Source organism: Roseateles sp. DAIF2 (assembly GCF_015624425.1).
In the GTDB taxonomy this organism is placed as follows: domain Bacteria; phylum Pseudomonadota; class Gammaproteobacteria; order Burkholderiales; family Burkholderiaceae_C; genus Kinneretia.
The window spans coordinates 3334376-3347667 of sequence record NZ_CP049919.1 but is presented as its reverse complement, the minus strand read 5'-3'; the positions used below and the strand labels follow the sequence as shown (position 1 = coordinate 3347667).

General features: G+C 69.1%; 18 protein-coding genes. 17 read left to right on the top strand and 1 reads right to left on the bottom strand.

Going from position 1 to position 13292, the window contains the following annotated elements; genetic code table 11:
* Nucleotides 1-14: 14 nt before the first annotated feature.
* From G8A07_RS15395 to flgJ, 7 genes are read left to right on the top strand one after another with little or no spacing between them, the layout of a single operon-like run.
* Nucleotides 15-485 (top strand): flagellar basal body protein, encoded by a 471-nt coding sequence (locus G8A07_RS15395; protein WP_195792914.1) that lies wholly within the window; start codon nucleotides 15-17, stop codon nucleotides 483-485.
* Between the two features lie 14 nt (nucleotides 486-499).
* Nucleotides 500-1228, top strand: coding sequence for a FliA/WhiG family RNA polymerase sigma factor (locus tag G8A07_RS15390; RefSeq protein ID WP_195792913.1), 729 nt, complete (start codon nucleotides 500-502; stop codon nucleotides 1226-1228).
* A 25-nt stretch (nucleotides 1229-1253) separates the two neighbouring features.
* Complete coding sequence (gene motA, locus G8A07_RS15385) at nucleotides 1254-2183, top strand: flagellar motor stator protein MotA (protein ID WP_195792912.1); 930 nt, start codon at nucleotides 1254-1256, stop codon at nucleotides 2181-2183.
* On the top strand, nucleotides 2173-3186 hold the full coding sequence (locus G8A07_RS15380; RefSeq protein ID WP_249937012.1) for a flagellar motor protein MotB: 1014 nt from the start codon (nucleotides 2173-2175) through the stop codon (nucleotides 3184-3186). The genes motA and G8A07_RS15380 overlap by 11 nt, the downstream gene beginning before the upstream one ends.
* A gap of 38 nt (nucleotides 3187-3224) precedes the next feature.
* Nucleotides 3225-3533, top strand: coding sequence for a flagellar biosynthesis anti-sigma factor FlgM (flgM, locus tag G8A07_RS15375; protein WP_195792910.1), 309 nt, complete (start codon nucleotides 3225-3227; stop codon nucleotides 3531-3533).
* Complete coding sequence (flgN, locus tag G8A07_RS15370) at nucleotides 3530-3961, top strand: flagellar export chaperone FlgN (RefSeq protein WP_195792909.1); 432 nt, start codon at nucleotides 3530-3532, stop codon at nucleotides 3959-3961. Before flgM ends, flgN begins: the two co-directional genes overlap by 4 nt.
* Complete coding sequence (gene flgJ, locus G8A07_RS15365; protein ID WP_195792908.1) at nucleotides 3948-4655, top strand: flagellar assembly peptidoglycan hydrolase FlgJ; 708 nt, start codon at nucleotides 3948-3950, stop codon at nucleotides 4653-4655. The genes flgN and flgJ overlap by 14 nt, the downstream gene beginning before the upstream one ends.
* A gap of 8 nt (nucleotides 4656-4663) precedes the next feature.
* Here flgJ and flgA read toward each other — a convergent pair whose 3' ends face one another.
* Nucleotides 4664-5332, bottom strand: a complete 669-nt coding sequence (flgA, locus tag G8A07_RS15360) for a flagellar basal body P-ring formation chaperone FlgA (RefSeq protein ID WP_195792907.1) — start codon at nucleotides 5330-5332, stop codon at nucleotides 4664-4666.
* Nucleotides 5333-5354: 22 nt separating this feature from the next.
* Here flgA and flgB point away from each other — a divergent pair, with 22 nt between their 5' ends.
* The 10 genes from flgB (at nucleotide 5355) to flgK (ending at nucleotide 13285) form a co-directional block, all read left to right on the top strand.
* The gene (flgB, locus tag G8A07_RS15355) at nucleotides 5355-5720 is read left to right on the top strand and encodes a flagellar basal body rod protein FlgB (protein WP_195792906.1); all 366 of its coding nucleotides are present in this window, start codon (nucleotides 5355-5357) and stop codon (nucleotides 5718-5720) included.
* Between the two features lie 12 nt (nucleotides 5721-5732).
* The gene (gene flgC / locus G8A07_RS15350) at nucleotides 5733-6155 is read left to right on the top strand and encodes a flagellar basal body rod protein FlgC (protein WP_195792905.1); all 423 of its coding nucleotides are present in this window, start codon (nucleotides 5733-5735) and stop codon (nucleotides 6153-6155) included.
* A 19-nt stretch (nucleotides 6156-6174) separates the two neighbouring features.
* A complete protein-coding gene (locus G8A07_RS15345) occupies nucleotides 6175-6846 on the top strand; it encodes a flagellar hook capping FlgD N-terminal domain-containing protein (RefSeq protein ID WP_195792904.1) in 672 nt (223 codons plus the stop codon).
* 21 nt (nucleotides 6847-6867) lie between these two features.
* Nucleotides 6868-8088 carry a flagellar hook protein FlgE gene (locus tag G8A07_RS15340; protein WP_195792903.1) on the top strand — a complete coding sequence of 407 codons (1221 nt, stop codon included), beginning with the start codon at nucleotides 6868-6870 and terminating at the stop codon, nucleotides 8086-8088.
* Nucleotides 8089-8208: 120 nt separating this feature from the next.
* Nucleotides 8209-8937 carry a flagellar basal body rod protein FlgF gene (locus G8A07_RS15335; protein ID WP_195792902.1) on the top strand — a complete coding sequence of 243 codons (729 nt, stop codon included), beginning with the start codon at nucleotides 8209-8211 and terminating at the stop codon, nucleotides 8935-8937.
* A 46-nt stretch (nucleotides 8938-8983) separates the two neighbouring features.
* Nucleotides 8984-9763 carry a flagellar basal-body rod protein FlgG gene (gene flgG / locus G8A07_RS15330; protein ID WP_195792901.1) on the top strand — a complete coding sequence of 260 codons (780 nt, stop codon included), beginning with the start codon at nucleotides 8984-8986 and terminating at the stop codon, nucleotides 9761-9763.
* 2 nt (nucleotides 9764-9765) lie between these two features.
* Nucleotides 9766-10428, top strand: coding sequence for a flagellar basal body L-ring protein FlgH (gene flgH, locus G8A07_RS15325; RefSeq protein ID WP_195797797.1), 663 nt, complete (start codon nucleotides 9766-9768; stop codon nucleotides 10426-10428).
* A gap of 11 nt (nucleotides 10429-10439) precedes the next feature.
* A complete protein-coding gene (locus G8A07_RS15320; RefSeq protein ID WP_195792900.1) occupies nucleotides 10440-11540 on the top strand; it encodes a flagellar basal body P-ring protein FlgI in 1101 nt (366 codons plus the stop codon).
* A gap of 15 nt (nucleotides 11541-11555) precedes the next feature.
* On the top strand, nucleotides 11556-11939 hold the full coding sequence (locus G8A07_RS15315; protein WP_195792899.1) for a rod-binding protein: 384 nt from the start codon (nucleotides 11556-11558) through the stop codon (nucleotides 11937-11939).
* The gene (flgK, locus tag G8A07_RS15310; protein WP_195792898.1) at nucleotides 11936-13285 is read left to right on the top strand and encodes a flagellar hook-associated protein FlgK; all 1350 of its coding nucleotides are present in this window, start codon (nucleotides 11936-11938) and stop codon (nucleotides 13283-13285) included. Before G8A07_RS15315 ends, flgK begins: the two co-directional genes overlap by 4 nt.
* Nucleotides 13286-13292: the final 7 nt, after the last annotated feature.

Genomic DNA, 13292 nt, shown 5'->3' with positions numbered 1-13292 from the left:
ACCGAGATCCGCACATGACGAAGAACTTCAAACTGATCCTGGTCGGCGGCCTCGTGGCGCTGCTGGCCGCGGGCGCCGCCGGCGGCGCCGTCTGGTGGAAGCTGGGCAGCGGCCAGGCCGCCACGGCCGGCGGCGACGCGCCCAAGCCGGCCGCCAAGCCGGCGCCCGACTACAAATATGTCACCCTGGACAAGGTGCTGGTGATGCTGCGCGGCCGCAGCGGCGAGTCGGTCTCGCATTACATGGCGGTGGACGTGGTGTTCAAGGCCCTGCCGGAGCAGGAGAAGCGCGCCAAGGAACATCTGCCGCTGCTGCGCACGGTCGCGGTCAAGGCCCTGTCGGCCTACACGGTGGAGGCGGCCCAGGCGATGACCGTGGTGCAGTTCGCCGAGGTGCTGAACAAGGCCTACAAGGCCAACTACGCCGCCGAGCAGCGCGAGCCGCCGTTCGCCGAGGCCCTGATCGGCAAGCTGATCATCGAGTGACGGGACGCCAGCCCATGTTCGCCCCCACCGCCGCGAGCGCCTACGCCGAGTTCGCCCAGACCGCCCCCGTCGGTCTGGGGCCCGACTTCGAGCAGGCCCAGCTGCGCCAGTACGCGCCGCTGGTCAAGCGCATCGTGCGCCAGCTCTCGGCCCAGGCGAGCGCGGTGATGGACCGCGAGGACATGGAGCAGATCGGCCTGATGGGCCTGCTGGAGGCGCTGCGCCGCTACGGCCAGCCCGACGAGGCCTTCGGCGCCTTTGCGGCGCTGCGCGTGCGCGGCGCCATCCTCGACGAGCTGCGCCGCCAGGACTGGCGCCCGCGTTCGGTGCGCCAGGACAGCCACAAGCTGCGCGACGCGCTGCGCGCGCTGACCCGCAAGCTGGGCCATGAGCCCAGCGAAGCCGAGATCCTGCACCACCTGAAGCTCAGCCCCAAGGATTGGGCGGCCTACCAGCAGGCCGAGGTGGCGGAGGAGCTGGCCAGCTTCGACGAGCTGGTGGCCGAGCTGAGCGAGCTGCCCAGCGACTGCCGCACACCCGAGGCCCAGCTGATGGTGACCCGCTCGATCGCTCAGGCTCTGACCAGCCTGGACGAGCGCGAGCAGAAGGTGATCCAGCTGTACTACGAATTCGACGCCAGCCTGAAGGAGATCGCCGCCGTGCTGGATCTCACCGAGGCGCGCGTGTCCCAGATCAACAAGGCGGCGCTCAGGAAGATGAAAGCCTTCCTGCAGCAGGCCTGAGCCCCATTAGGAAAGAAGTAAAGCCATGCAGCCACTTATTGGAATCGTCATCGTGCTGGGTTGCGTCTTCGGCGGCTTCATGCTGCACGGCGGCAGCTTCAAGGTGATCTGGCAGCCGGTTGAGCTGCTGATCATCCTGGGCGCCGGCCTGGGCGCCATCGTGCTGGGCAACCCCAAGCATGTGCTGTCCGAGATGGTGCTGCAGCTCAAGAAGGTGGTCGGCCGCAAGAAGCCCGGCGAGGAGTTCCAGCGCCAGCTGCTGCTGCTGATGTACGAGCTGCTGCAGACCGCGGCCGGCGGCCTGAAGGCGCTGGACGCCCATGTCGAGGCGCCGCATGACAGCGTGCTGTTCAAGCGCTACCCGCTGATCCTAGAAGAGCCCAAGCTGCTGCACTTCATCGTCGACAACTTCCGCCTGATGGCGATGGGCAAGATCAACGCCCATGAGCTGGAGGGCGTGCTGGAGCAGGAGCTGGAGGCGATCTACGAGGAGCTGTCGCAGCCCGCCAAGTCGCTGGGCAAGATCGCCGAGGCGATGCCCGGCTTTGGCATCCTGGCCGCGGTGCTGGGCATCGTGATGGCGATGAGCTCGGTGGCCGACGGCGCCGGCACCGCCGAGATCGCGGTGATGGTCGCGGCCGCGATGGTCGGCACCTTCATCGGCATCTTCTTCTGCTATGCCCTCTTTGACCCGCTGGCGAACATGATGAAGCAGATCGTGCACGAGGAACTGGCCGCGCTGGAATCGGTCAAGGTGGTGCTGGTGACCCATGTCTCGGGCAAGCCGCCGCTGCTGGCGATCGACGCCGGCCGTCGCCTGGTGCAGCTGAACATCAAGCCCAGCTTCGCGCTGCTGGAGAGCTGGATCGACAAGATGCAGAACCCGGGCGATGCCGAGGCCACGCCGCGCCGCCGCGCCACCGACCGCATGCCGGGAGAGCGCCGTGCTGCCTGATGGCAACAAGGCGGGCAAGGCCCGCGGCGGCGACGCGCACCACCCCACGGTGGTCAAGCGCGTCTCGCGCAAGGCGCATGACGAGGCCCATGGCGGCGCCTGGAAGGTGGCCTTTGCCGATTTCTGCCTGGCCCTGCTGTGCCTGTTCCTGGTGTTGTGGCTGCTGGCCTCGCGCAACTCGGAGCGCATGCAGGTGGTGCTGAAGAGCGCCGGCGCGAACCTGCTGGAGGACGGCAACGGCCTGACCAACTCGCTGGCCTCGGGCTCGCGCGGCAGCATGATCGAGCGCCATCCAGTGCCGGCCTATGGCGAGACCCGCGCCGAAGGGCAGTCGCGCTACAGCAGCAATGCGACCGAGACCGACGGCCCGGCCTCGCCGTCCAAGGCCCGCTACGAGAGCCCGGCCGAGCTGCGCGAGCTGGCCCGCGTGATCGAGCGCGTCAGCGCCGACGAGGGCCTGGGCGGCAACCTGAAGAGCGCGGTGACGCCGCAGGGCCTGCGCCTGATGCTGCACGACACCGATGCGCGCGGCATGTTCGAGCGCGGCAGCGCCGTGCCCTCGACCCGCTTCCGCGGCCTGCTCAGAAAGCTGGGCCCGGTGTTCGCGCAGATGCAGAATCAGCTCCTGATCGTCGGCCATACCGACGCGGCGCAGTACAGCGACCGCGGCCCGGCGGCCTTCTCGAACTGGGCGCTGTCCACGCATCGGGCGATGGCGGCGCGCTTCCATCTGCTGGAGGGCGGCATGCCGGAGAGCAGCGTGATGCAGGTGTCCGGCATGGCCGACAGCGCGCCGCTGAACCTGGACGAACCGCTGGCGGCCGAGAACCGCCGGATCGAACTGATGGTGCTGACCGGCAAGCAGGCCGCGCTGATGTCGACGATGTTCGGCGCACCGCGCCAGCCGGTGCCGCTGGGCGAGGGCCTGAACGCCCTGGCCGCCGAATCTCCCGAGGCCTCGCGCGAGCTGCGCCGGGCCCTGCAACCCGCCGCGAAAGAGTGAAAGGGGCGGGCATGCGAACCAAAGCAAGAGGTGAGCGTATGAAGATCACGGGCCACAACGGACAGCCGATTGAGAAGTCCTCCGGCGAGACGCGCGTCGCCGACACCGCCAAGACCGCGGCCGCCGCGCCGGCGGTGCTGGGCGCGAGCGCCGGCGCCACCGCGGCGCTGGCCTCCGACGTGCTGCAGCCGGCCAAGGCCGCGCTGCAGGGCCTGCCCGAGATCGACCAGGCCAAGGTGGACGCGCTGCGCGAGGCCCTGGCCCGCGGCGAGATCAGCTTCGACGCGGACCGCCTGGCCCAGCTGATCCAGCGCTTCCATGGCGGTGGCGGAGGGCGTGGCGCATGAAGGTCACCGAGGCCCTGTCCCACCTGCTGCGCGACATGCATGCCGACCGCTCCGGCTATGCGCGCCTGCGCGAGCTGCTGGAGCAGCAGTTCGAGGCCGCGCTGCGGCACCAGGCCGAGCGCCTGAGCGCGCTGGCCGAGGACATCGTGCAGCTGGTCGACGAACTGAACGCGCGCGGCCTGCAGCGCGGCGCGCTGCTGCGCCAGCTGCTGGGCCAGCGCCCGCAGGCCGAGCCGAGCATGGCCGCGCTGCTGCAGCGCCTGCCCAGCGCGGTGGCGCAGACCCTGTCCATCGCCTGGCAGTCGCTGGAGCAGCAGGTGCGCGAATGCAAGGACCTGAACCAGCGCAACTGCCATCTGATCACCGAACAGCATGCGCTGATGCAGCGCGTGATGGGCGTCGAGGAGGCTCTGTATGCTGAACGCTGAGTTCAAGATCGGCGCTGGCTTCCCGGCGCTGCCGGCCCAGGGTGCGACGCGCGTGACCGGCGGCGGCGAGTTCTCCAGCCTGTATCGCCAGCTCAACAACGAGGTCAGCCGCTACATCGAGCAGGGCGGCGACAGCGCCGCGGGCCTGAGCCCCGAGGGCATGGCGCGCCGCTTGCAGACCGCGCCCGCTGCGGCGGCAGCAGCGGTGCCAGCCATCTCGTCGGAGCTGGGCGAGGACCAGCAGGCCTGGCTGCGCGAGATCGCGCCGCTGGCCGAGGCCGCCGGCCGCCAGCTGGGCGTCGCGCCCGATGTGCTGGCCGCGCATGCCGCGCTGGAATCCGGCTGGGGCCAGCGCCCGATCCGCCGCCCGGACGGCGCCGACAGCCACAACCTGTTCGCGCTGAAGGCCGGTGCCGGCTGGCGCGGCGAGGTGGCCGAGGTGATGACCACCGAATACGAGCAGGGCGAGGCGACGAAGCGCCGCGAGGGCTTCCGCAGCTACGGCAACCCCGGCGAGGCCTTCCAGGACTTCGCGCGCCTGCTGCTGAACAACCCGCGCTACCAGGGCGCGCTGCAGACCGGCGGCGATGTCGCGGCCTATGGCGCGGCGCTGCAAAAGGGCGGCTACGCGACCGACCCGGCCTACGCCAGCAAGCTGAGCCAGGTCGCCGCGCGCATCAGGGGCGGGCAGTGATGGTGTGCTCAGCGCTCTGCGGGTTCGACCAGGCCCGGCTCCAGCACGCGCGCCGTGATCACGCGGCCGCTGTTGCTGTTGCGCACCTTGATGCGGGCGTCGCGCGCGCCGGCCTCCAGCGCCTCGCCGGGCGCCTGCACCTCGATGCCCTCGTGGCGCGCGAGGATGCGCACGCGGTCGCCGCGGCGCACCAGCTGGGCGGCCAGCAGCTGGCGCTTTTGCAGGATCTGCCCGGGGCGCAGGCTGCTGCGCGGGGCCTGGCCCAGCACGTCTTCCGTGCGGCCCAGCGCGTCGCTGGCCTGGCCCAGGTCGCGGCGCTGCAGCTCGACATCGGCCTCGCCCAGCGCGCGGCCGGCGGGGATGTTCTGCGTCGCCACCAGCACTTCGGCGCTGAGGCCGGCGCGCAGCACGAAGTCCTGGTTCGGCTGGCCGGCGCAGCGCGCGGAGAAGCGCAGCCGCGACAGGCTGCGCAGGTCCTGCGCCACGATGTCCCAGCCGGGCGCGCAGGCCGGTCGCGGCTTGGCGGCGGGCGCGGCGATCTGCACGTCGGGCGCCACCCAGCCCTCGCGATCGGCCAGTTCCAGCACCGCGCGGCGCGCGGCCTCGGTCACCTGGGCTTCCAGGCCAGCCGCATGGGCCGCGCCCTGGGCGCCGCACAGCGCCAGCCACAGACACAACAGATTTCTCGGAGAGCAAGACATGAGCATTGATTTCAGCAAGGCCATGGGTCAACACGCGGACGCCCTGCGCCTGCGCGCGGAACGCACCAAGGTGCTGGCCTCGAATATCGCGAATGAAAGCACGCCCGGTTATCAGGCGCGCGACATCGATTTTGCCGCGACCTTGCGCCAGTCCAACGCAGATGCCGAAGATGGCCTGCTGCTGGACACCGACGCGAGCGAATTGCAGTACCGCGTACCTTTTCACGCTGCCCAGGACGGCAACACGGTGGAACTGGGTGTGGAACAGGCCGCCTTCTCGCAGAATGCGAGCGACTTTCAAACCAGCTTGACCTTCGTGAACATGAAGCTCAAGGGCCTGGCCAAGGCCATCAACGGGCAGTAAGGGAGAGAGGCCATGTCCTTCAAGCAGATCAGCCAGATCGCCGGCTCGGCGATGTCGGCCCAGACCGTGCGTCTGAACACCATCGCCAGCAACCTCGCCAACGCGCAATCCGCCGCCGGCAGCGAGGCCGAGGCCTACCGCGCCCGCAAGCCGGTCTTCGCCGCGCTGGCCGCCAAGGAAGGCCTGGGCGAGGACCAACTGGCCGGCGCCCGCGTGCAGGTGCTGGACGTGGTGCAGAGCGAGGAGCCGCTGCGCAAGGTCTACGAGCCCGAGAACCCGCTGGCCAACGAGAACGGCGAAGTGTTTTACCCCAACGTCAACCCGGTCGCCGAGATGACCGACATGCTGTCCGCCTCGCGCGCCTTCGAGACCAATGTCGAGGTGCTGGGCCGGGTCAAGTCGATGCAGGCCGCCTTGCTGCGTCTGGGCGAATAAGGGAAAAAGGGCACAAATCATGACTACCGTCAGCGACGTCAACAAGAACAGCCAGGCCGGTGGTGCGGCCAGCCAGGCCATTGGGGCCAACGGCAGCATCTCGAACATGTTCACCACCTTGCTGGTGGCCCAGATCAAGAACCAGGATCCGCTCTCGCCGACCGATCCCAGCCAGTTCGTCGGCCAGCTGACCCAGCTGAGCCAGATGGAGGCGTTGCAGGCCCTGTCCTCGCAGGGTGCGGCCAACGCCAGCATGCTGTCCAGCCTGCAGATGATCTCGCTGGGTGCGCAGGTCGGCTCGACGGTGCAGGCCAAGGTCGAGCAGCTGGAGCTGGGCAAGGACAAGGTCGCCACCCATTTCACCCTGGCCTCGGGCGCGACCCCGGCCACCCTGGTGCTGAGCGGCGCCGACGGCATCGAGAAGCGCGTCGACCTCGGCACTCGCGCGATCGGCAACCATGCCTACACCCTGGACCCGGCCGCGCTGGGCCTGCCGGCCGGCCGCTACCAGCTGCGGGTCGAGAACGAGAGCAAGCAGGCGACGGCCCTCGAGGTCGTGGCCACGATGAGCAATGTGCGTCTGACCGGCGACGGCGGCGCGATGGTGAGCCTGGGCAGTTTCGGCGAGGTCAGTCCCGCCGCGATCACCCAGTTCAAGGGCCGCCCCGGCCAGCAGCAAGCCGCCAACTAAACACGCAAAGGATCCCCCACCATGTCTTTCGAAATCGCACGTTCCGGCATCAACGCGGTCAGCGGCTCGCTGGAAGCCATCAGCAACAACATCGCCAACTCCGGCACCTACGGCTTCAAGTCCAGCCGCGCCAACTTCTCGGCCATGTATGCCGGCAGCCAAGCCAACGGCGCCGAGGTCTCCTCAGTCTCGCAGTCGCTGGAGAAGAGCGGCGGCCTGCTGAACACCGGCCGCGGTATGGACGCGATGATCCAGGGCCGCGGCTTCTTCGCGGTCAAGGACAACTCGGGCCAGCAGGTCTTCACCCGCGTCGGCATCTTCAATGTCGACAAGGACGGCTATGTGATCGACCCGACCGGCCGCAAGGCCCAGGGCTATGCCGCGGTGCTGGACGCCAATGGCCGCCCGGTGCCGGGCGCCGGCCTGGGTGCCCTGGGCGACCTGAAGGTGCCGACCGGCCAGATCGGCGCCTCGGCCAGCGACAAGGTGCGCTTCAGCGGCAATCTGTCGTCCGACTGGAAGGTGCCGGGCGCTCCGGGTCCGATGCCCGCCTTCAACCCGACCGACTCGACCACCTTCAACAGCAACATCACGACCGTGCTGTACGACTCGCTGGGCAACAAGCATGACGCGACCCAGTATTTCGTGAAGACCGGCCCCAACGCGGTGCAGGTGCGCTACACGGTGGGCGGCACCTTGCTGGCCGCGCCGGTGACGAACTTGAACTTCGATGCCCAGGGCAAGCTGACCGCGGTGCCGGCCACCACGGTGAACGTGCCGCTGACCAACGGCGCCGCGGCGCTGAACTTCGCGATCGACTACACCGGCACGACCCAGTACGCCGGCGACAACACCACCCTGGTCAACAACGCCAACGGCAATGCCGCCGGCATGATGACCGGCACCAGCATCGCCGCCGACGGCAGCATCGTCGCGACCTATAGCAATGGCCAGAAGCAGACCGTCGGCACCCTGGCCGTGGCCACCTTCGCCAACGAGAACGCGCTGGCCGCGCTCAGCGACACCAGCTGGGAGGCCAACACCGAGACCGGTGCCGCGCTGTTCTCGCGCCCCGGCTCCGCGACCGCCTCGCAGCTGAGCACCGGCGCGATCGAGCAGTCCAACGTCGACATGACCGGCGAGCTGGTCAACCTGATGACCGCACAACGCAACTACCAGGCCAACACCAAGGTCATCTCGGCCGAGAACGAGATGATGCAGAACCTGATGCAGGCGGTGTAACGGACCACCCCCTACGCGCTGCGCGCGCCCCCTCAAGGGGGCACGTCCGGCGGCCCGGCAAAGCCGGATCCGCGGACGTCGCTGGGTAAGACCGCCGGGCCGCGAAATGGAGAGTATTGAATGGACGCATTGATCTACACCGTGATGAGCGGCGCCGAGCGCGTGTTGCGCGCTCAGCAGGTGCATGCCAACAATCTGGCCAACGTCGAGACGGCCGGTTTTCGCGCCAATATCGAGCAGTCGACGGCCCAGCAGGTCGAGGGCCATGGCTATGCCGCGCGCCATCTGAACCAGCTCAGCAGCGACACCGTCAGCGGCAAGGAAGGCACGCAGCGCGAGACCGGCCGCGAGCTGGACGTCGCGGTCCAGGGCCAGGGCCTGTTCGCGATCCAGTTCGGCCAGAACGGCGAGGCCTACACCCGCGGCGGCAACTTCACGCTGGACGCCGAGGGCAACCTGCTGCTGGGCAAGCATCCGGTGCTGGGCGAGGGCGGCCCGATCAACCTGCCGCCGCACAGCAAGGTCGAGATCACCGCCGACGGCGTGATCTCCGTGCAGACGCCCGGCGCGCAGGAGCTGCAGGCGGTGGACCGGCTGAAGCTGGTCAAGCCCGAGTTCGCGCAGCTGCGCAAGAACGAGCTGGGCCTGCTGGTCGCGCGCGACGGCCAGGCGCTGGCGGCGGATGCGACCGTCAAGGTCGGCAGCGGCCGCCTTGAATCGAGCAATGTGTCCGCGGTGGAGGAGATGGTCGCGACCATGAGCCTGGCGCGCGACTTCGAGATCCAGATGAAGCTCTTCAAGTCCGCCGACGGCATGGCCGACGCGGGCAACCGTCTCATCCGCGAATGAACCGCGGGTCGCTAGGCGACCCGGCAACAGAACCAAGGAGCCCTCCATGAATCCAGCAATGTGGATCAGCAAGACCGGTGTGCAGGCGCAGGACGCCAAGCTGCAGGCCATCGCCAACAACCTGGCCAACGTCAACACGGTCGGCTTCAAGCGCGACCGCGTGATGTTCGAGGACCTGTTCTACCAGGTCGAGCGCCAGCCCGGCGCGCAGGGCGAGGATGGCGCCGCGGCGCCCGCCGGCGTGCAGCTGGGCAACGGCACGCGCCTGGTCGGCACCCAGAAGGTGTTCACCAACGGCGGCATGCAGACCACCGGCCAGAACATGGACGTGGCGATCGTCGGCCAGGGCTTTCTGCAGGTCGAGGGCCCGAACGGCCGTCCGGCCTACACCCGTGCCGGCCAGCTGCAGGTCAACGCCGAAGGCCGCCTGACCAATGCCCAGGGCCTGCGCATCCAGCCCGAGATCACGGTGCCGGCCGGCGCCACCCTGACGATCTCCGAGAACGGCACCGTCACCGCCACCGTCAACGGCACGCCCAACGAGCTGGGCCAGCTGCGCCTGACCAATTTCACCAACCCCACCGGCCTGCTGGCCCTGGGCGACAACCTGTACCAGGAAACCACCGCCAGCGGCGCCCCGACCGAGGGCCTGCCGGGCGCCGAGGGCCTGGGCAAGATCAAGCAGGGCGCGCTGGAAGGCTCGAACGTGCAGGTGGTCGAGGAGATGGTCGACATGATCGCGGCCCAGCGCACCTACGAGATGAACACCAAGGTGCTGTCGGCCGCCGACTCGATGCTGCAGTACCTCTCGCAAGCGGTGAGGTAATGATGAGCAAGGCCGCAGCACTGCTTGCCGCGCTGGCCCTGCTGGGCGGCTGCGCCGCGATCCAGCCGCCCCAGCCGCCGACGCATGAGCCGGCGCCGCTGGCACCGGCCGGCGAGCTGCAGTCGCGCGGCCAGGCCAAGCCGCGCGGCGGCGGCGTCTACCAGGCCGGCCGCGCCACCAGCCTGACGGCCGATACCCGCGCCTTCCGCCCCGGCGATGTGCTGACCGTGATGCTGGCCGAGACCACGCAGGCGAGCAAGAGCGCCGACACCCAGCTCGGCAAGCAGAGCAGCGCCGACTTCAGCGCTTCGCTGCGCAACAGCGCCACCAAGGGCGCGCTGCAGGGCCAGCGCGACTTCAACGGCAGCGCCTCCAGCAGCCAGCAGAACCAGCTGCAGGGCGCGATCACCGTGGTCGTGCACGAGGTGCTGCCCAACGGCCTCTTGCGCGTGCAGGGCGAGAAGAGCCTGTGGATCAACCAGGGCGAGGAGCTGATCCGCCTGGGCGGCTATGTGCGCGCGGCCGATGTCGACAGCGACAACCGCGTCTCCTCGCAGCGCATCGCCAATGCGCGCATCAGCTACAGCGGCCAGGGCGACCTGGCCAGCGCCAACACGCCGGGCTGGCTGACCCGCATGTTCAACAGTCCCTTAGCACCGTTCTGAGCCTCCCCATCATGAAGAAACTGCTCTGCGGTCTGCTGCTGTCGCTCGCCGCCACCCTAGCCCAGGCCGCACCGCGGCCGCTCGGCCAGCTGGTCAATATCGAGGGCGTGCGCGAGAACCAGCTGCTGGGCTATGGCCTGGTGGTCGGCCTGAACGGCAGCGGCGACAGCACCCAGGTGCGCTTCGCCGGCCAGTCGGTCAACAACCTGCTGAAGCAGTTCGGCGTCAAGCTGCCCGAGCGGGTCGATGCCAAGAGCAAGAACGTCGCGACCGTGATGGTCAGCGCGACCTTCCCGAGCGGCTACCGCCGCGGCCAGACCATCGACGTCACCGTCTCCTCGCTGGGCGATGCCAAGAGCCTGCGCGGCGGCGTGCTGCTGCTGACCCAGCTGCATGCGGCCGATGGCGAGGTCTATGCGCTGGCCCAGGGCAATATGGTGGTCGGCGGCCTGTCGGCCCAAGGCCAGAGCGGCTCCAGCGTCACCGTCAACACGCCGACGACCGGCCGCATCCCGAACGGCGCCACCGTCGAGCGCGAGATCGAGACCGATTTCGACAGTCGCCCGACCGTGCAACTGAGCCTGAAGCGCCCCAGCTTCAAGACCGCGACCCATATCGTCGACGCGATCAACAAGCGCTTCGGCCCCGAGACCGCCAGCACCCGCGACGCCACCGGCGTCGAGGTCGCGGCCCCGGCGAATCCGACCCAGCGTGTCGCCTTCATGGCCCAGCTGGAGGGCCTCAATGTCGAGGTCGGCGACGGCGTGCCCAAGGTGATCTTCAACTCGCGCACCGGCACCGTCGTGATCGCCGACGGCGTGCGCGTGCGCCCGGCGGCCGTCTCGCATGGCGCGCTGAAGGTCGTGATCAGCGAGAAGCCCCAGGTCAGCCAGCCCCAGCCCTTCAGCCAGGGGCAGACCCAGACCACGCCGCAGTCGCGCGTCGCGGTCGACCAGGGCAACGGCCGCATGCTGCGCTGGCCGGCCGGCGCCAGCCTGCAGGCCATCGTCGACACGATCAACAGCATCGGCGCCAATCCGGACGACATCATGGCGATCCTGCAGGCGCTGGACCAGGCCGGCGCGATCGACGGCGAACTGCAAGTGATCTGACGAGGGCCCGCGACGATGAGCATCGAGAATTCCCTGCAGGGCCCGGCGCTGGGCGTACAGACCGACGAGGCGGCCCGGTTGCGCCAGCGCGCCACCGACGCCGCGGTCAAGTTCGAGGCCTTCTTCATCAAGCAGATGATGGGCCAGATGCGCTCGGCGACCCGGGTGCTGGCCGACGAGGACAGCCCGCTGAAGAACAAGGTCAACGAGGACATGCTGGACCTGGCCGACGGCCTGGTGGCCGATGCGATGGCCGGGCAGCGCGCCTTCGGCATCGCCGACCTGATGCTCAAGCAGATCCTGCCGGCCGCCGGTTTAAGTGCCGCGCCCGCCGGGTCGCCTTCCCCCGGTGAAGCGGTGGCGTCCCAGCCGCCCGCGCCGAGCCGGAACCAGCCATGAGCATGATCAACAACGCCCTGTCGGGCGCCATCGCCGCCCAGGCGGCCCTGAGTACCAACAGCCAGAACATCGCCAACGCGATGACGCCGGGCTACACCCGCCAGGGCGTGCTCCTGAACTCGGTGATGTCCGGCGCCCAGGGCCAGGCCGCGGCCGGCAACGGCGTGACCGTCTCGGCCCTGCTGCGCTTCGCCGATGGCTACAAGTCCCAGCAGCTGTGGCAGGCAGCCTCCAATCTGGGGCATTTCAGCGCCGCCCAGCCCTATCTGAACCAGCTGGAAAAGGTGATGTCGGACGACACCTCCAACATCAACCAGGGGCTGGACGCCTTCTTCGCCGCGCTCAACGCCGCCAGCGTCGAGCCCGATTCGCTGCCGCTGCGCGCCCAGGTGCTGACCTCGGCCGAGGGCCTGGCGCGCCGCTTCAACAGCATGCAGCAGCTGCTGGGCACCCAGTCCAACGCGATCAACGAGCAGCAGCAGGCCGCGGCCAAGCAGATCAACGGCTACTCCGCCGACATCGCGCTGCTGAACAAGCAGATCGCGGCCGGCCGCGCCGCCGGCATCAATGTCTCGGGCCTGCTGGACGCGCGCGACCAGCGCATCGACAAGCTGTCCGGCCTGGTCGGCCTGCAGGTGGTCGATCAGCCCGACGGCAGCACCAGCGTCTCCCTGAAGAACGGCCAGCCGCTGGTGATCGGCACCGAGGCCGCGGTGGCCAATATCGATCTCGGCACCGGCAAGATGAGCCTGCAGTTCGCCAACAGCAGCTTCGAAGTGCGCGACGCCGACCTGGGCGGCCAGCTGGGCGGCCTGCGCGAGTTCCAGCGCAACATCCTGGCGCCGATGCAGACCCAGCTGAAGGACCTGGCCGACGGCCTGGTCACCGCGGTCAACGGCCAGCTGGCCGCCGGCCAGGACATGGCGGGCAACCCCGGCGGCGCGCTGTTCGGCACCGTCGGCACGGACGGCCGCCTGAGCATCAACCCGGCGCTGAAGCCCGATCAACTGGCCTTCGCCAAGGCCGGCAGCGCCGCCGGCAACAGCGAGAACCTGGCCAAGCTGATCGGCCTGCGCGACTCGGTGATCGTCGGTGGCGTCAACCTGGGCGATGTGTTCACCCAGATGGTCGGCAAGCTGGGCGTGCAGAGCCAACAGAACATCGCCGGCCAGAAGACCGCCAAGACGGTGCGCGACCAGTCGGAAGAGAACTGGAAGAGCACCAGCGGCGTCAACAGCGACGAAGAGGCCATCGACCTGATGCAGTACAAGCAGATGTACGAGGCCAATATGAAGGTGGTGGCGGTGGCCAACCAGCTCTTCGACAGCCTGCTGGCGATGGCCTGAGGAGGAA